Here is a 17930-nt window from a genome sequence, read left to right on the forward strand (position 1 = left end):
TTTGATCTAGTCTAGTTTAGTCCAGTCGTGCAAACCGTTGTTCTGTTTTATCAAGATGCTTCACCCGCTCTTCTAAGCTGCGATCTGACATCCCGGCATAATTATACCAACGGAGGTTCTTCCGTATTCCCATTTTGCGGAAGGTGCCTCTAAATAGAATTTTGGTGATGGGGTTGCCAAAAATCCAACGATAAAAGAAGTCGGGCGTGTTCATTACGGTCAGCAGGGACACTCCTTTAATATTCGGGAGTAAGCATTTGAAGGGCCGCCCAGGTTTAGTTTCTTCGTAGACAATGCCTTTTGCGAATACCTTATCAAGGAAACCTTTGGTAAGAGCGGGCATGGCTTCCCACCATATAGGGAAAATGAAGACAATATGATCCGCTGCTATAAGACGCTGCTGATAATTGGCGACTAGCGGGTCGGGGGTTCTCTTTTGCCGCCAAGCAGTGAGTTCTTCGTGCGACATGACGGGATCAAATCCATCGGCATGCAGATCGTATTCGCACGGAGTTTCTCCCCCATAATAAAAAAGAAGTGCTTTTTCTTACAACACCTCTAGGGAAAGAAATATTCGATTTGCATTTAGCCCTACATAAGCAGATGAATAAAGGGATAAACCGGTTTCTACAGAGATATAACACAGATGAATTGTTATTTATAATCCAAGCCTTCGAGGATACTTTGGAAGCATCATGGGTTCATTCGGAATCGGTTGCTGAAAAAGAACCATTAACTGCCGGAGCATCTCTTGAGCCAGTGGAAAACGATGAAAGGAGTCAAATCGTAGACATGCTGAACCAACTGGATACGCGTAACCTCAAAAAGGCTAAGGCAGTTCTACAAGCTATGTTTTTTACCCCTTTTGCTTAGCTTTATATTTTTTGATAGTGATTTACGAGTTGCTCTAATTTATCTTTGATTATTTGTTTTAAGGCTTCAGGTTTCACGGATATAACAGCATGACCATATCGCATAAAATAATTAGCCAAGAAATCCTCTTCACCTGGATTATAGAATCCCTTAATGACTGTTTTCGGACCCACCTCTATTTCCATAGAAGGATAATGTTCTTTATAAAAAATATCCTTTGCTTGTTCCGCAATCCCAACTTCAAAGTCAATACTTTTCGCAGACTGATAGATTTCTAATGAACGACTAAGAAGTTCTTCTATAGAATAACGAGCTTTGTTTTCCTCTTCTTCAATGAAGGTTATTCGATCACATCTAAAAACTCTATATGTATTCGTCGTAAGCTCTATTCCAGTGGCATACCATTGACCAAACTTAGCGGAAATCCTAAAGAATTGAACAGGGTAGCGTTTTGTTTGGTTTTCTTTCGTATATTCAATGTTACAGGCACTCTCATTTAGAATACTTGCTAGGATTTTATCTAAAAAACGGCTGACATGCTTATGCTGATACATTTCGAATTGCAGGACCTTTTTCATTTTGTGAATCTGGTTGATTTGTGTACTCGATAGACAGTGCTCAAACTTTTCGTTTAGCTTGTTAACACTTAAATGAAAGGGTGTAGATTGATAAGATTCTAATGTCAGCATGGCAAAATACAGCGCATAGACTTCATCTATCGTGAAAATAATAGGGGATAACAATCTGTTTTTTAAAAGTCCATAACGTCCGTGTCTTCCATGTTCCGCGAAAATAGGCATACCTAATTGTTCTAATGAACTAATATCGCGTAGAGCTGTACTTTTTGAAATAGTGTATTTATCCATGAGATCACTTAAATTAAAGAATTCTCGATTGTTTAAGTACCTCATCATGTCATTTAACCGTTCTGATTTTTTCATATATAAAACTCCTTATAAAGGTGTCATGTTTTGATGCCTTTATATAGGATAATAAGTTTAAGGCCAGATATCAAATATATAAAAAGGAGAGATTTATACTATGAGTACAACCCTAGAAGTAGCTATTTTTTTATCGATGAATGGAAGAGCTAAGGAAGCTATAGAATTTTACAAGAAGCATTTTGATGCAGATGAATTGTTACGTGTTACCTATCAACAACTAGCAGAGCGTGACAGCTCCATACAGCTTACGGATGAAAATAAGGATTATATTACTCACTCTGTCCTGTTAATCGGAAAAACAAAAATAATGATAGCAGAAGATACAATGAATACGAATGAGAAATATACAGTGGGCAATAACACTTCATTATGTATTCAAAGTGCTGACTTAGAGGGGATTGAAGGTTTTTATAAAAGCTTAATCACAGACGAGCGCGTGAAAATTATTGCTCCGTTATCTAGCAATGTGTTTAGTAAAGCCTACGGTATCATTGAAGATCCCTTTGGTATTCAAATCCAACTCATGTTTGATGAAAGATTACATTAAAAAAGCTTCCTGCTTCTAAAACAAACTTAGTTTAATATTCAGCCGACTTAATTTCAGGTGTATTGTCCTGAGTTTGGCCGGCTTTTTTTGAGAGTGCTATCTGAGGAATATAAATTATTTCAATTCCCCGGTGTCCTTCATATATTGATAATGCTGAGTGAGCTGCTGAAGGGTCGTTTCTTCATTAAAACTGAAATCATTCGATAAAAAGTAAGCGCGTGAGAGATCCTTTTGATTTTCAAACTGGTAAGGCAGTTCATCAATGCGCCTTCCTCCCACGCGGCTGATCTCTGGGAATTCAGCAATCGCTTGAGACATTGCATAAATCTTTTGGGAGAACTCTGGGATTGAATTTGGTGGAATTGAAATCACATAATCGGTGGTTCTCAGGAACTCGAGAAAGCTAGTTTGGGTGAAATCTGTTTTCTGATAAGCTTCCCAAATAGCATCGGTATTCACGGGTTTACCCAGAATCCTTTGATAGACATCTGCATATTTTTTAATCCAGAGGACTTCCTCGTAATTCTTAGAAACGTTATATTTATCAGTTTTGTGAAGAGGATACTGGATAATGTACTGTTGGTAGTTAAATTTGATGTCTGGATTGAGCTTAGGGTAGAGCTCCAAAATGTCGGATCCATCGTCATTTTTTCCTATGACTCTTGAATATTCAAAATCAATAAAATAGTATGCCTTCATATATGCTAGAGCATTCTTCACATATTTATCTCCTGACTTGTGACTCCCCGAGAAGCACCCTGTCAACAGAATACAGCAAATGATCATCAGAATGGAGATTTTATAAGAGCCTCTCATCACTCATTCCCTTCTTTCATCTGTTCATAACTGCTAACAAATTGCCTATAGATTTCATAAGAGTCGTATGGTTCAGCAGAAGCGAAATTGTGGCGGATCAATTGCAGCTTTGTACTGCCTTCAAATCTGTATGGAAGTGCTATGGTGGAACCGAGCTGATTGACTAAATTCGGAGAAGGTGGTCTGTGCGGATAGAATCCCTTTATAATCTCATAAAAGTCCTTGGATAACGGAATGAAATCTTTTTCGGTAACTCCATCGATGATATATGGTGCGGTTCCATCCCTCTCGTATGTAGATTTGTAAATCTCCCCATACTTCAGCGTTTCACTGAAATAGTCAGAAGGGAACTTGAAATTTAAATGTCTGGCGTACAATGAAGGGGCATAAGCAAAGAAAAGACCGTCTAGATAACTTTCCTGATGTTGTTCCGAACGAAAAATTGAATAGTATGATTTCGCATAAATGGAACTGGCAAAAAATTTAATGTTCGGATCATTAATGGGAGATAAGATTAGTTTCTCATAACCGTCTTTGTTGGTTACGCCCGTCCGTTCTACTACTTTGAATTGTAGGTTGTATCTTGGGGAGAGTGTGTTCAGAATATCTTTTTCGTATCGATTGCCAGACTTTGGACCTGGTCCACAAGCTGTCAACAGTAGGATTAAGGCTAGAATGATCAGTAAGTAACCATAATTTGTTCTACTCATATACGCCTCCAGTATTTTGAATTTATGTCCATTATATACCATACCCCGTTTTCATAATTAAGTTAAACGCGATTACCGATAAGATTAATAGATGGATACTGTGATTACCAAAAGCATGCCATTGTAATTATGTTTAATGGAGGAAAGACGGATGAAGAGGATTTTTAGTATATTGCTGATGTTATTACTGGTTACACCAGCACTCGGCACTACAACCTTTGCGAGCAATACGGTGAAGGCTAAGGTAACCGAGAGCAGTACATATTTTGATGGAGAACAGCGGAACCTGAATGGGTTCAACATATCGAATAACAATTATTTCAGACTACGCGATTTGGCAGAGTATTTCTCGGGAACGAGCAGCCAGTTTGATATCACTTGGAATAAAGCGAACAATGCGATTGAGATCATAACTGGACAAGCTTATACGCCCGAAAAGAAAACAACAAGTAACTATTATAGCCGCAATAGAAATTATGCAGCTACGCTTTCAAATTCTAAGGTGCTGGTCAATGGACAGTTGCAGTCTATTACGGCGTACAATATTGATGATAACAATTATTTCCAGTTGAGAGATTTGGCGGGTAAAATTCCGTTCGATATTGAATTTGACGTTCAGTCTGATCGCATATCGTTATTCTCCACAATCCCAGATCATGCTTACCGGGTAAAGACGGCGGCTGTAGCTGAGAGTAATGCGGAATCTTCTTATTTTCCTAGATGGAAAAGTACGGCCTCTTCTTATCTTGTGAATAATAAGGATGGGACTGTAAGTGTCATTGAGGCGAACAAAGAGTTTACGATTGAAACGTACAGTGAGAAGCACGAACTAACAGGCAATAAGAGCATTCCTTTTGAGCTTCCGGTGTTTGGTGGCTTCTTTAGTGGAGAGAAGTATAACTATATTGCTTTTGGCCAAGAGAACCGCGAAGAGAATGATAGCAAGGAAGTCATTCGTATTGTCCGTTATGATAAAAGCTTCAATAGAGTAGACAGTGTCTCCATAAAGGGTGGGGAGAGCTATACCGTTAGCCCGTTTGATTCAGGCTCCGGTAGTATGGCTGAGGCTGGGGATACGCTTGTATTTCACACCTCACGTACAAGATACACGACAGAAGATAAATTAAATCATCAATCCCAGCTTACCATTATCGTAAATACTAAATCCATGACGGTGACCAATGATCTGGGAAGATTCCAGAAGAATCATGTCAGTCACTCTTTTGACCAATATGTATTGTTTGATGGTGCAGCGCATGTTCTAGTCGATCATGGCGACGCTTATCCCCGTTCGATTGTTCTGAATAAAGGAGACGGAGCCAGTTATAACGAAGTGGACTTATTTAATATTCCCGGCAAAATCGGAGCGAACGCGACGGGTGTTTCTATAGGCGGATTTGAGATGTCCCCGGCGAACTATATAGTCGCTATGAATTCGGTAGATCATTCACTAGTCAAAGAGTATACATCTTTTGAGATGGTGGGTTTAGAAACGGACCAAAGGGATGTCATGCTTAGTGTGTTGCCCAAGTCCAACCTGAGCAGTACTTCGGTGAATCACATTACCTTGGCTAAATATGTAGGCACGAACCTGATCGCGTCCATCCCTAAGCTAGTAAAAATCACAGACGACAAAATGATGGTGCTGTGGCAGGAGTTTGATAAAGAGAATCATCCGGGTGATCTGAAATATGTTCTTATAGATGGAGCGGGAAAAGCTACTAGCGACATCCAAACGATCAAGCATTTTGCCTTATCAGAGTGCAGTCCTATTATTAGTGGGGACAAAATCATTTGGTATACGAACAATAAGGGAACCAGAGTGTTCTATTCGATCCCGTTAAATTAACGGATTCAATTAATAACAAAGTGGGTAAATTAGACTATAAGCTATAAATAGGACCTTCTAAATAGAAGGTCTATTTTTTCACGCAAAAATTACATCATCCATGGAGGTCGCTATGCATCGCGTAAATCTAAATCAGGAACAATTCAACCAACAGGTGATTAATCACGCCTCCTTTGGGATCGCCCTTTTATCGCCAAATGGTTTGATTCTGACCGTAAACCCGGCCTTTGAGCAGACTTTTGGTTATTCCACTGAAGAGTTTGAGGGTATGCGGTTAGAAGACCTTTCTCACCCCGAGGATTTCGGCAACCTTCATGATTTAAAAGCAGTTTTGGGTGAGGAAACAGAAGTGCAGATGGAAAAGCAGTTTATCACAAAAAATGGAGATTATATTTGGGGACAGCTCACGCTCCACCTATTCAGCGACGAGTCGAACCAGCCAGCATACTTCATTTGCCAAATCGTTAACATTACAAAGCAAAAGGAATCCGAGCAACGCCTTCAGGAGTCTGTTGAACGGTATACGTCGCTTAAAAAATATAACCATGACGCCGTCATTTCCTTTGACCTTGACGGTCGAATCATTAACACCAATAGTATGGCGGAAAAGATAACGGGCTATGCCATCGAGTCCGAGTTGATCGGGATGAAGCTTGCGAGTCTGATTGGAGAAGAGAATGTCCAGCGCATTCTGGAAAGAGCCCTTTACGATAATACAGTTGAGCAGTATATCAATAAGCTTGTCACTAAGGACAGCGAAGTCGTTGAAGTGCTCACCAGTATTGCACCTATTTATGTGAACAATCATAATATCGGATTTTATCTTATATGCAAGGACATTTCCGAGCAAAGGCAATTGTCGCTAGCTAAGGAAGCCGCAGAGTCCACGAATAGAGCTAAAAGTGAGTTCCTGGCTATGATGAGTCATGAAATTCGCACTCCCATGAACGGGGTGATAGGCATGACTGATATTCTGCTTGAAACAGAGCTTAATGAAGAACAACGTGAATATGTAGAAATCATTCGCAAAAGCGGAGGAATCCTGCTCAATATAATCAATGATATTCTTGATCTTTCAAAAATTGAGGCAGGCCGCAGCGAGCTACAAGAGGATACATTCGATCTGCGAACTTGCCTCAAGGACAGCTTTTCTGTTATTGCAATAAAAGCTGAACAAAAACATCTGGAGCTCACCAGCATCATAAATCATGATGTTCCTGACTTTATTTACGGTGACGAGGAACGCTTGAAGCAGGTGTTCTTGAACCTGCTAGGGAATGCTGTGAAATTCACACCCGCGGGCAGCATATCGGTAAAAGTGAGGCTTGTAAAGGATGATCCCTTCCTGCTGGCCTTTACGGTAACCGATACTGGCATTGGAATTGATCCTGATCGGCTTACTGATATTTTTGAACCGTTTGAGCAGGTGGATAGCTTTATGATGCGGAGACATGAAGGCACGGGTCTTGGCCTTGCCATCAGCCGCAGAATTGTCGAAATGATGGGTGGTGAGATCTATGCGGAGAGTGACGGCAAGAGCGGTACGTCGGTTACCTTCACAATCAGGCCCAAGAAATCAGTGGTAATTCCTAGCCAAGAGGCTAACATTAACAAGCTTCATACCGCACGTGAGGCAAGAATTTTACTTGCTGAAGACAACTCTATCAATGCGCTAGTGCTGACCAAAATACTCGAAAAAATGGGTCACAGTGTTATCGCCGTCACAAACGGCATAGATGCGGTTGAAGCAGCACGGAAAGAACCCTTTGATCTTATTTTATTGGATCTTCACATGCCCATTATGAACGGTATAGAGGCTATGAAGATGTTAAGAGATGAGCATCAAGAGAAATGTCCGCCCATCATCGCGGTCACGGCTAATGCTTTGAAGGGTGACCGTGAAAATTGTCTAGCTGCCGGAATGGACGAGTATATCAGCAAGCCTGTAAAGCGTGAAGTCATCATAAAGATGTTAGATCAGTTTGTGATCTAATATAAACAGCATAACCTCTCAGTGATATTATCCCCTTCAGGTGAACAGTAAAAAGCCAGTCCATTACTGTTACACTTGGAGGGGATCGCTCTATCCATTGAATTACATAGCATTGCACGTTATACTTTGAAAAGAAATACGGACCCGCTTATCATATAACAGATCCGTCCTTCTATAAGGTATGGATCTTATTTTTTGTATGTATATATTCAGTCAGAGACGGAGGCGCAACATTGCAGCTAATCAATCAATCGGAAGTACAAGATAGGATCGACCTGCTTAAAGATCAGGATCTATATATCCATCTTGAGATGACAACGGGAGCCTACGCTGCCCATTTAGATAGTTCGAAGCATCCAGCCGCTACTTTTATTACCAATGCTGTTATTCGATATTCCCATGGTTCGATTTCCGGCAACGGTCCTTATCGGGTCGGCTTAAAAATGTCGCAGGGCTGGGTTTACTCGGAAGGGCTAACTCACTATGAAGAGAGTGAGACAGGCAGATTGATTATGGCTGGACATGATGCTCAAGGCAAACTGATTGTATCGTTACAATTAAGCCGAGAGCCGTTCTAATGGAAGAGGAGATGAAGAGTTCTGTGGAAAAACATATTCTTGTTATTTTGCCACATCCGGATGATGAGGCCTTCGGTATATCAGGTACCCTTGCCAAACATATACAAAATGGGACCCAAGTTACCTACGCATGCCTAACGCTTGGAGAAATGGGCCGCAATATGGGCATCCCGCCCTTCGCAAATCGGGTAACCCTCCCGGAAATACGTAAGAAGGAGCTGGAGGAATCCTGCGAGGCTATTGGCATACAGGATTTAAGAATGCTTGGTTTTCACGACAAGACGATAGAATTCGAAGATCAAGTCTTGCTCGATGGGCAGATTGATGCGCTCTTGAAAGAGCTTAAACCTTCGTTGATCATCACTTTCTATCCAGGGTACAGCGTTCATCCTGATCACGATGCTACTGGAGCCGCAGTGATCCGAACCGTTGCAAGACTTCCAAAGGAAGAAAGACCTCCTGTTCACTGTATAGCTTTTGCTAATAATATTGTAGAGATTGGGGAGCCAAAGGTTATCAATGATGTGAGAGATTTCCTCAAGCACAAGATGGCGTCCATTCAGGCGCATCGTTCCCAATTCCAAGCTGCTGAGCTGTTGGGCAGCAAACCTTTAAATGATAAAGAAATCCAAGCTCGTTTTGGAACAGAACATTTCTGGATTTATCCGTTTGAATGATAATGATCTAGTCAGAATTTTAGCGGTGATCTGTTGTCGGTGCTTAACCGGTGATAGATCGCCGTTTTTGTATGTGAATATTCAACTTTTCAGCGGGGGACGGTGGGAATTTAAGGCGAGGCCTTAAGACACGGGTAATTTGACCTAAAAAATTACTAAGGACTATCCGATATAGAAGATACTAACAATTGAAAGGTGATTAAATGCGAATCGGTCACAACATCACGTCTTTAAATAGTTTGAACAGATTAAATAAAAATAATAAATCTATTACAAGTTCACTAGAGAGGTTATCTTCTGGACTTCGGATAAATATAGCGGCAGATGATGCTGCAGGATTAGCAATTTCTGAGAAAATGAGAGCACAGATTCGTGGATTGTCTCAGGCAGCAAGGAATACACAGGATGGTATTTCACTAATTCAGACTGCTGAGAGTGGACTTGGAACTATACAAGATCCTAATCTGCTAAGACTACGGGAGCTTGCAATACAGGCTTCCAATGATACCTTAACAAATTTTGATCGAACATTGATTCAAAAAGAAGTTGAGCAGATAAAGCTTGGGATAAATGATATTGCTAATAACACTCAATTTAATGGAATTCATTTATTGAATAATGACCTCGAAGTAAACACGAATATTACCCCAGTACAGGGCAATATAAGTACGAACTGGACCGCTAACATACCTGCCAGAGATTTATCTAAGACTTCAGATGGAGGTTACGTCGGAATAAGAATTCCCGGTAATAATCCCTTCAAATTAGATAGTATGGGTAATCTGGTTTGGTCACAAGCAATTCCTAATATGGATGTGTATAGTATTAAGGAATCTAGTGATGGTGGTTATATTTTATTAGGAAATGATTTCTCAGCAGGGGCAATTTCCGATCAAAGGATAAATATAATTAAATGGGATGCGAATTTGAATGAGCAGTGGAGTACAGGGGTATCTGGTGTCTACTCCATTATGGGGAATGAAGTAATTGAGACTAGTGACGGATCCTTTATTGTGGCAGGGACGGGTTCCGGTATTCAAAATTGGGATGGCCTTATGGCTAAATTTAATAGTAGTGGTGTGCAACAATCCACCTCGATAGTGGGTTCTTCACAATCCATTCCTGTTGGCTATGGAAGCGAAGAATTTAATTCTATTATTGAAACTGCTGACGGCGGTTATTTGGCTATTGGTTCATCAAGTCTCAAACTAAACGGTTCTTATACCGATAAGTCAAGCTGGGTTGTGAAATATGATAGTAACTTAAATCCGTTATGGGACACACGAGTCGGTGCTGCTGGGGATGATGAAGGTTACCGGGCCATCGCAACCAGTGATGGAGGGGCCATAATTGTTGGTTCTTATAACGACTCTACTAAAACTAGTGGATTAATCTATAAACTAGACAGTAGTGGAAACGTATTGTGGGAGAAGAATATCTCAAATGAAACTTCCAACTCCAGTCAACTTACTAGCATTACAGAAATGAAAGATGGGAATTACATCGTTGGAGGAATAGTAGATAATAATTATCGTCTTTCCATCTTTGATCCACAGGGTAATGAATTGGCTAATGTTAATCTAAATGGTGGGGGCTCTACGGATAGACTAAATAACATTATTAGTAATGATGACGGAAGTTACACTTTTTCAACTACAACTGGGATAACCAATTTCAATGTATCTTACGGATCAAACCCTGGTACCACATATGATTACAAAACAGTAAATCTTCAGGTGGGAGCAAACTCTGGGAATAACTTCGCTGTTAAATTAACAGATGCTAGAACTACTGCTCTGGGAATTGCGGATATAGATCTTTCAACTAGACAAGGTGCCGAATTAGCGATTTCGAAAATAGACAAAGCTATAAATACCGTTTCATCCAGGCGTTCAATGTACGGCGCGTATCAAAATGCATTAGAACATATCCATAATAACCTAACCAATTACGAAGTAAACTTAACAGCAGCTGAATCACGAATAAGAGATGCGGATATGGCAAAGGAAATGATGAAGCTTACCAAATACAATGTCTTATCTCAAGCATCACAAGCGATGTTGGCTCAAGCTAATCAACAGCCTCAAGGCGTGTTAGAGTTGTTAAAATAGGGCTATACATACAGTCTATGCATTTCAGTGCATAGGCTTTTTTTAGAATCTATGATGATCTAAGAAATGATTTACAAAAAAATTTCCAGAGACTATTATATTTCTATGCGTAATATTTTCCTTTTTTAACTAGATTATTGTAAGAATTTATCTTTGGAGGTTCAAATGAAAAAGCACGACAAAATCATTTCCTTCATCTTCATGTTCATTATGATGGTGACGGCTATTTTCTGGGTAAACTCGACCACTAGTTGGTCTATGATGGGTACCCTTGCTTCCGTGGCCTGTTTCGTACTTTTTGTATTATTGGGACTCCGCACTATACCTGTTTTGACAGATTTTGTTCTGACAAATCCAGCACCTGAAGTAACTCTGGAAGATAAAATACGGGACAGAAAGCAGGCTTGGCTATATATTATCGGCTGGGTTGTGGCTAGTAGGGTCTTGCTTATGATTATTGGGTATATATTTTTGATCATACAGAATGGCTATTCCGGTGGTTTGTTTAGCAAAATAGCTGAGACCTGGCATATATCGGGGATCGACGCTTCACATTATTTGGGCATCGCGGAGAATTGGTATGTGACGGAGGGAGATCCGAAATACCATATTGTGTTTTTTCCTTTTTTTCCAAATCTAATTAAAGTAGTTCAGGTATTCGTAGGGAATTATCTCGTCGCTGGATTCATCGTTTCTAATATTTGCTCGCTTGTCGCTGCCTTGGTCGCCTATGAGCTTGCCGCACTAGACATGCATCGAAAGAGTGCTATGCGAGTAGTAAAGTATATTTTTATATTTCCGGCTGCGTTCTTTTTCTTCATCCCAATGACCGAATCTTTATTTCTGGCCTTATCGCTGTTGTGTTTATATTTTGTGAGAAAAAAAGAATGGCTCATCGGATGTTTATGCGGTGCACTTGCAGCGTATACGCGTTCTCCAGGGGTACTGTTGATTGTACCGGTTGCGATTGAATTTGCACGAGAACTTATCGGGAATTATAAATTACTAGAGAAAAAAGCGTTTATACATAAACTGACCACCGCCATTGGCTGTCTTGCTATCATATCGATGGGTTTGCTGGCTTATCTTTACATCAACTACTATGTTACGGGAAATGCTTTTCAGTTCAGTATTTACCAGAGGGAGCATTGGTCACAGAAGTTCTATCTCTTTTTCGATACCGTAAGATATCAGATGGAATATGCGGTGGGCACCTTTAAAAGTGGAGATAGCCGTTCTTTTCTCGGCATGTGGCTGCCTAATTTAATCGCTATATTCTCAGCACTAATTATCATGTTAATGGGAGCAAGAAAACTACGGCCATCCTACACTGCTTATTTTATCGTGTATTTTGCTTTCGTAGTGGGAGCTACTTGGCTGCTGTCAGCCCCGCGTTATTTGCTTGTTGCCTTTCCGCTAGCTTTTGCTGCCGTTGCGCTCACTAATGAAAAGCCGAAGGATGTTGCACTCACTGTTATATCTGTTGTGGGTAGTATACTGTACTTGGCAATGTTTGTAGCGGGATATCCGGTGTATTGAGGAATCGTGTTAAAATAGGAGAACGCCTAGGTGCGTTCTTCTTTTTTATTGCGAATAATCTTATAGAAACGATGGTGGGTATGAAGATTGATTACGACAATCAGGTGATCGAGTTTAATGTTCAATATGGAAACGGGAAAAAAATCTCCATTCATATAGATTCGTCAGGGCGCATAACACTCAAGGTACCTAAGAAAACATCTGAAGAGACGATTAAAAGTGTGGTTGAGCGTAATGGAAAAATGATTGTGGAGAAGCTGCAAAGTCTCGAAGCGGCTCGTGAAACACCAAAGATGATCAGAGCGTACGAAGATGAAGGAAAGTTCCTGTATCTAGGCAAATATTATTCTCTGCATGAGCTTATAGAGACAGCGGAGCTAAGTGAAGAACAACTTCAGTTAAAGCTGAAAAAGTTCTATTTCTCTAGCTGCAAGAAGCTTATAGGAGAGCGGATCACTAGGTACCAGACGCAGCTTAGAGTAAAACCTAAGAGTATCGAGATTGTAGAGTCCAGGACCAAATGGGGAAGCTGCAGCTCCGATAAAAAGCTAACCTTTAACTATCGTCTGGCCATGGCTCCCGTGGAGGTTATCGATTATGTGATCATCCATGAGTTATGTCATTTGCTGCATATGAACCATGATCGCTCCTTTTGGCGACGGGTTGGAAGCCTAATGCCGGATTATAAGGAGAAGGAAGAATATTTAGCAAGATATGGACGGGCTATGACGTTATGAAAAGAAGGGTATTCCAGTGCAACTAGAGTAATAGTTGCCGGGAATACCCTTCGTTATTTTAACCCCTTTGCAGCAATCGATAGAGGTTAAGTGCCAGTTGAATCTCGAATAACTCATCTGAGTTTTTCAGATCTATATTTAGCAAATCTTTGATTTTATCAATCCGGTAAATAAAGGTGTTGCGGTGAATAAACATCGCTTTGGCGGCTTCGGTTACATTCTGATTGTACATAAAATAGTACTCCAAGGTAGACATGAATCTCGTGTTCATCGTCTGGTCATGTTCATAGATGCCTCCCAGAACTTTGTTAAAGAATGTCTCCATTTCCGTAGGCTTAATATTGGAATCCAAAAAATGATAGACAGAATAATCCTCGAAGTGAGCAATGCTCCGGCTGTCTTTATTAAACCGCTGCATGAGCCGCATAGCTTCCTGGGCCTCGAAGAAGCTTCGATGGAGCGAAGCAAGTGTCTTATACTGACTGCCAATGCCGATGAGAAAATGATTTTTAGTCATTTCCTGAGCCAGCAACTGCAGCACCTCTTGAGCAAAGGCTTTCGTATCGCTTACGGAAATTGGCGGTTTATTTTCATTTTTTCCGATCAAGATGATGATTTGCTGATTGCGATAGTAACAGATTAGCTCTCCACCTGCATTACTGGACAAGCCATAGATCAAATTGACACATTTTTTGACCATATGCTCCATTTCGTATTTTCTATAAACCATGTCCGTGTAGTTTTCCAGCTGTGTAGCTTCAATATGGATAACTGTACAGTAATACGCATAGTTAACTTTAAGCCCATGCATAGCAGATAGGGAATGCAGTGTTTCTGTTGAAGTAATATTGCCAGCTAATAAGTCGTCGAAGAAGTCCTGCCTAATTTTATGCTTTACCTCTTCGATTTCCTTGGCTTTGATCCGGTCCAGTGCAAGCATCGTGGATACATGCTCTAATGCGGTGTAGTCAAATTCAACCAGCTTGCGTACCGTTTGCAGAACGACGATATACGCGTAAGCGTTACTGGATACAGAAACCGGCATAATGCAGCACTTGTACGGCTGTCCCTGAGAATAGTAGGTGCGTTTGATGGATTTTTTGATTTCAGTAATATACTTTGGAAAAGCTACCGTGAACTCTGGTGGAAAAACTGGCCTGTTCTTCACCAGTGGCAGGAATTCCTGAAGTGGAGATGGGTTATCCTTATGATCTGTATAGCAGAGTAGGTTCCAGTCTCTATCTAATATAAGAACAGGGTTATGGATCGTGTCGGACAATTCCGCCGATATTTGCTCAATACCGCCTCCTTCGAGTGCGATTTTGAACAGCGCATTATGAAGGTCGAGCGAGCGTCGGTTCACAGCATCGTAATCCGCGTTGGTCTTTTCGTTAATGATCGCAATGACTCTGGACAAGGTGTATTCAAAAGGGAGCTCCAGTAGCGGGAGTCCATGCTTATCAGCAAGCTCGATCATATTCTGCGGGATAGCATCGAAATATCGCTTCATTTTGATGCAGAGTCCTGCACAGTTATTCTCCACCAGCTCATGAATGAATTTGTTCTGCAGCTCCGTGCTGTCTTTGAAGATATATCCGGTAGATAAAAGCAGCTCGTTCGAGGTCAGCCAGTCAAATACGTCCGGATTCTCGATGATATTAACTACGGAGATTTGATTGTTTAGACCAGAATGCCCCGCAACGATCTTTATGCCTTCGATGGATTTGATTTGTAAGATATCTTTTATCGTTAGCATCAATTCACACCTCTCATCTTCGCCCATTGTGCAATGTGCATAGTGATTACTTGTTGTTTTTAGTGTTCTTGTATGATGACCCCCAGTGTGCGGAGGACTACAATAAGGGTGTCAGGTAACGTTTATCCGTTAAACTGTGATATATTTCACAAAAATATCCTTTTTCACACAGAAAGCAGCTCAATCTTCATCATTCTTGGAATTTTATGAACTGAGTGTAACATCTTCTATCATTCATCATCAACCGTTACGGTTTTTTTATGAGAACGCTTTCTATATAGGATAACCTGACAGTAAGTGACCAAACCATTATCTACTTCCTTCTCAAGGGGGCGATCAAACGGAGCATTCTCAGAACAAGTGTACCTCTTATTTAAAAGCTGGGATATCCAGTGATAGCGCGTTCTTTCATCGGATTCGAGAATCAAGATTTTTCGGAAATGTACACAGCATATTTGAGCGGACGATAAATGTAAGGTGCAAGGCAACTGATGAATTATATACCATTGCGAGCAGTAGGATAGATAATGCGCCTAATACTTTGATCACAGAGGTTAGTAGTTTTTCGGATCTTGGACTGGTTGTGGGAGATGAAGTTTTTGCGGAGAATGATCAATTATATATTGGCACTAAGCTTTCAATATCGATCAAGGAACTGACAGTTTGGCAGAGCTCTTTATCTATTTTTCCAATAGAAGTAAAGACGCTAAGAGATAATTTGGCTGCGGCAAGGGCTTATATCAATAGCTATGGAAAACCAGGCGGTATGAAGCAGTTTGCGGGTTCTAGCAGCTTTGAGAGAGAAACGATGCGGCTGCTGGAAGAGCGATCTTCAGGTCTTCTCAATGCCTTGGCGAATGACAGCATGGAAGAGGCTACTCATTATGCAATTCGACTAATGGGGTTAGGCTCAGGGCTGACTCCGTCGGGAGATGATTTTTTAGTTGGATTGTTTGCTGCGATCCATCTGCCTCAGAGTCCTATTAGTAAATATCAGCCGTGGTGCAGGGAAGTCGTGAACGAAGCAGCTGAATTAACGAATGAAATAAGCTATATGGCTCTGAAAAAAGCGGCTTGGGGTCAGGTGAGAGAGTCAATGGGTCAGATGCTGCATTCGCTCATGTATGAGAGTAAGGAAAATATGCTTCTTGGCTTATCGGCAGTGCTGGATATAGGTTCTTCTTCCGGAACAGATATTGCCTTGGGGATCATTAGCGGTTTGAATCTTAATCTAGAACAACGTTGGAGGTAAGATATGTCGACTAAAATAGTAATTAAAAGAAACACATACTTTGATTCCGTCTCGCTCATGTCGTTGTCGACCAAAGCGAATCAAATAGAGGGTGTCGAACAAGCTTTTATCGCAATGGCTACTCAAATGAATAAAGAGGTATTAGCGAATGTAGGGCTGATAACCCCTGAGCTAGAGGAAGCTAAGAATAGTGACCTGATGATCGTAATCAAAGCAGCATCCCCTGAGCTGGCTGAAGTTGCCTTTGAAGCAATCGAAGAGCTGTTTATTAAAAAAGACAGTGCAGTTGGCGGTACAGCGCTTAAATATCCAACAATTGAGTCGGCAGTGAAGAATATGACAGCAGCTAATCTTGCAGTGATTTCAGTCAACGGAGCGTATGCAGCCAGAGAAGCAAGAAAAGCGCTGGAGAATAATCTCCATGTCATGATGTTCAGTGACAACGTAAGCGTAGAAGACGAAATTGAATTAAAAAAAATAGCACATGAGCGTGGATTGCTGATGATGGGGCCGGATTGCGGAACCGCGATCATTGGAAATATGGCCTTATGTTTTGCCAATAAGGTTCGTAAAGGCAATATCGGCATCGTGGGTGCATCCGGCACAGGAAGTCAGGAAATCAGCGTGCGGATTCACGATTTTGGCGGAGGCATCTCACAGTTGATTGGCACAGGCGGCAGAGACCTAAGTGAACGTGTCGGCGGAGTAATGATGCTTGATGCGATGAAAGCGCTTAACGAAGACGAAGCCACTAAGGTCATTGTGTTGATTTCCAAGCCACCCGCCAAAAGTGTGGAACAAAAAGTGCTGAATGAAATCAAAAATATGCATAAGCCTGTCGTGGTCTGCTTTATCGGAGGAACGGAGGAAGCTGTTCTGGAAGCAGGTGGACATTTTGCCAAAACAACCAAAGAGGCCGCGCTAAAGGCGGTAATTCTATCCGGCATTGATGAGAGTCAAATTGACAAGCATCCGCTAAACCTTCCGCTGATTGAGGAGATTAAGGTCAAGCTGAAGCCAGAACAGAAGTATATTCGCGGGTTATTCTGCGGCGGTACTTTATGTGATGAAGCAATGTATCTAGCGATGGAGAAATACGACGATGTCTATAGCAACATTCCAAAAGATCCGGAATATCAGCTGGGTGATATCCATATCAGCCAAGCGCATACGTTTATTGACTTTGGGGATGATGGGTTCACTAACGGCAAACCACATCCGATGATTGATCCTTCTTCACGGATTGCCAGATTCAAGCAGGAAGCAAAGGACCCGGCGGTGGGCGTGATCATTATGGATTTTGTATTAGGCTATGGATCGCATGAGGATCCAGTAGGTGTTATGGTGCCTGCAATTATTGAGGCTAAGCAAGCAGCGGAACAAGAAGGCAGACATTTGGAGATTGTCGGCTATGTACTTGGAACCGATCTGGATACACCTTCCGTCCAAGAACAGCTTGATAAGCTGGTATCCGCGGGCGTTACCTATGCAAGCAGTAATACGAATGCAGGACTTCTTGCCAGAGGTTTTGTAGAGAAGGGAGTATAA

At 41.2% G+C, this 17930-nt stretch carries 16 protein-coding genes; 11 read left to right on the forward strand and 5 right to left on the reverse strand.

Going from position 1 to position 17930, the window contains the following annotated elements; all coding sequences use genetic code 11:
• Window positions 1-16: 16 nt before the first annotated feature.
• Entirely contained in the window at window positions 17-496 is a 480-nt protein-coding gene (locus MKY54_RS03835) for an NAD(P)H-dependent oxidoreductase (RefSeq protein ID WP_256719011.1), read from the reverse strand.
• A 107-nt stretch (window positions 497-603) separates the two neighbouring features.
• Here MKY54_RS03835 and MKY54_RS03840 point away from each other — a divergent pair, with 107 nt between their 5' ends.
• The gene (locus MKY54_RS03840) at window positions 604-873 is read left to right on the forward strand and encodes a hypothetical protein (protein WP_339189581.1); all 270 of its coding nucleotides are present in this window, start codon (window positions 604-606) and stop codon (window positions 871-873) included.
• A 2-nt stretch (window positions 874-875) separates the two neighbouring features.
• Here the strand turns inward: MKY54_RS03840 and MKY54_RS03845 are convergent, their stop codons facing one another.
• Window positions 876-1814, reverse strand: coding sequence for a YafY family protein (locus tag MKY54_RS03845; RefSeq protein ID WP_339189583.1), 939 nt, complete (start codon window positions 1812-1814; stop codon window positions 876-878).
• Between the two features lie 100 nt (window positions 1815-1914).
• On the opposite strand from MKY54_RS03845, the gene MKY54_RS03850 reads away from it, so the two are divergent.
• Window positions 1915-2364 carry a VOC family protein gene (locus MKY54_RS03850; protein ID WP_076185108.1) on the forward strand — a complete coding sequence of 150 codons (450 nt, stop codon included), beginning with the start codon at window positions 1915-1917 and terminating at the stop codon, window positions 2362-2364.
• 114 nt (window positions 2365-2478) lie between these two features.
• On the opposite strand, the gene MKY54_RS03855 is transcribed toward MKY54_RS03850, so the two are convergent.
• Window positions 2479-3084, reverse strand: coding sequence for a hypothetical protein (locus tag MKY54_RS03855; protein WP_139329906.1), 606 nt, complete (start codon window positions 3082-3084; stop codon window positions 2479-2481).
• A gap of 95 nt (window positions 3085-3179) precedes the next feature.
• A complete protein-coding gene (locus MKY54_RS03860; RefSeq protein ID WP_076185106.1) occupies window positions 3180-3890 on the reverse strand; it encodes a hypothetical protein in 711 nt (236 codons plus the stop codon).
• 151 nt (window positions 3891-4041) lie between these two features.
• Here MKY54_RS03860 and MKY54_RS03865 point away from each other — a divergent pair, with 151 nt between their 5' ends.
• From MKY54_RS03865 to MKY54_RS03895, 7 genes are all read left to right on the forward strand, one after another.
• Window positions 4042-5739, forward strand: a complete 1698-nt coding sequence (locus MKY54_RS03865; protein ID WP_076185105.1) for a hypothetical protein — start codon at window positions 4042-4044, stop codon at window positions 5737-5739.
• Between the two features lie 112 nt (window positions 5740-5851).
• Window positions 5852-7732 (forward strand): PAS domain S-box protein, encoded by a 1881-nt coding sequence (locus MKY54_RS03870; protein ID WP_076276980.1) that lies wholly within the window; start codon window positions 5852-5854, stop codon window positions 7730-7732.
• Between the two features lie 233 nt (window positions 7733-7965).
• The gene (locus tag MKY54_RS03875; RefSeq protein WP_076128602.1) at window positions 7966-8310 is read left to right on the forward strand and encodes a YojF family protein; all 345 of its coding nucleotides are present in this window, start codon (window positions 7966-7968) and stop codon (window positions 8308-8310) included.
• A gap of 23 nt (window positions 8311-8333) precedes the next feature.
• A complete protein-coding gene (bshB2, locus tag MKY54_RS03880) occupies window positions 8334-8987 on the forward strand; it encodes a bacillithiol biosynthesis deacetylase BshB2 (RefSeq protein ID WP_038574105.1) in 654 nt (217 codons plus the stop codon).
• Between the two features lie 203 nt (window positions 8988-9190).
• Window positions 9191-11098 carry a flagellin gene (locus MKY54_RS03885; protein ID WP_339189588.1) on the forward strand — a complete coding sequence of 636 codons (1908 nt, stop codon included), beginning with the start codon at window positions 9191-9193 and terminating at the stop codon, window positions 11096-11098.
• Between the two features lie 165 nt (window positions 11099-11263).
• Entirely contained in the window at window positions 11264-12637 is a 1374-nt protein-coding gene (locus MKY54_RS03890) for a hypothetical protein (RefSeq protein WP_339189590.1), read from the forward strand.
• Window positions 12638-12717: 80 nt separating this feature from the next.
• Window positions 12718-13374 (forward strand): SprT family zinc-dependent metalloprotease, encoded by a 657-nt coding sequence (locus tag MKY54_RS03895; RefSeq protein ID WP_038574107.1) that lies wholly within the window; start codon window positions 12718-12720, stop codon window positions 13372-13374.
• 58 nt (window positions 13375-13432) lie between these two features.
• Here the strand turns inward: MKY54_RS03895 and MKY54_RS03900 are convergent, their stop codons facing one another.
• A complete protein-coding gene (locus tag MKY54_RS03900; protein ID WP_339189592.1) occupies window positions 13433-15130 on the reverse strand; it encodes a PucR family transcriptional regulator ligand-binding domain-containing protein in 1698 nt (565 codons plus the stop codon).
• Between the two features lie 541 nt (window positions 15131-15671).
• Between MKY54_RS03900 and MKY54_RS03905 the strand changes: the two genes are divergently transcribed.
• Window positions 15672-16382, forward strand: coding sequence for a DUF2877 domain-containing protein (locus tag MKY54_RS03905; RefSeq protein WP_339189594.1), 711 nt, complete (start codon window positions 15672-15674; stop codon window positions 16380-16382).
• A gap of 3 nt (window positions 16383-16385) precedes the next feature.
• Window positions 16386-17930, forward strand: coding sequence for an acyl-CoA synthetase FdrA (gene fdrA / locus MKY54_RS03910; RefSeq protein ID WP_076190122.1), 1545 nt, complete (start codon window positions 16386-16388; stop codon window positions 17928-17930).

Origin of the sequence: Paenibacillus sp. FSL P2-0121 (genome assembly GCF_037975345.1) — a bacterium.
GTDB lineage: Bacteria > Bacillota > Bacilli > Paenibacillales > Paenibacillaceae > Paenibacillus_AQ > Paenibacillus_AQ odorifer.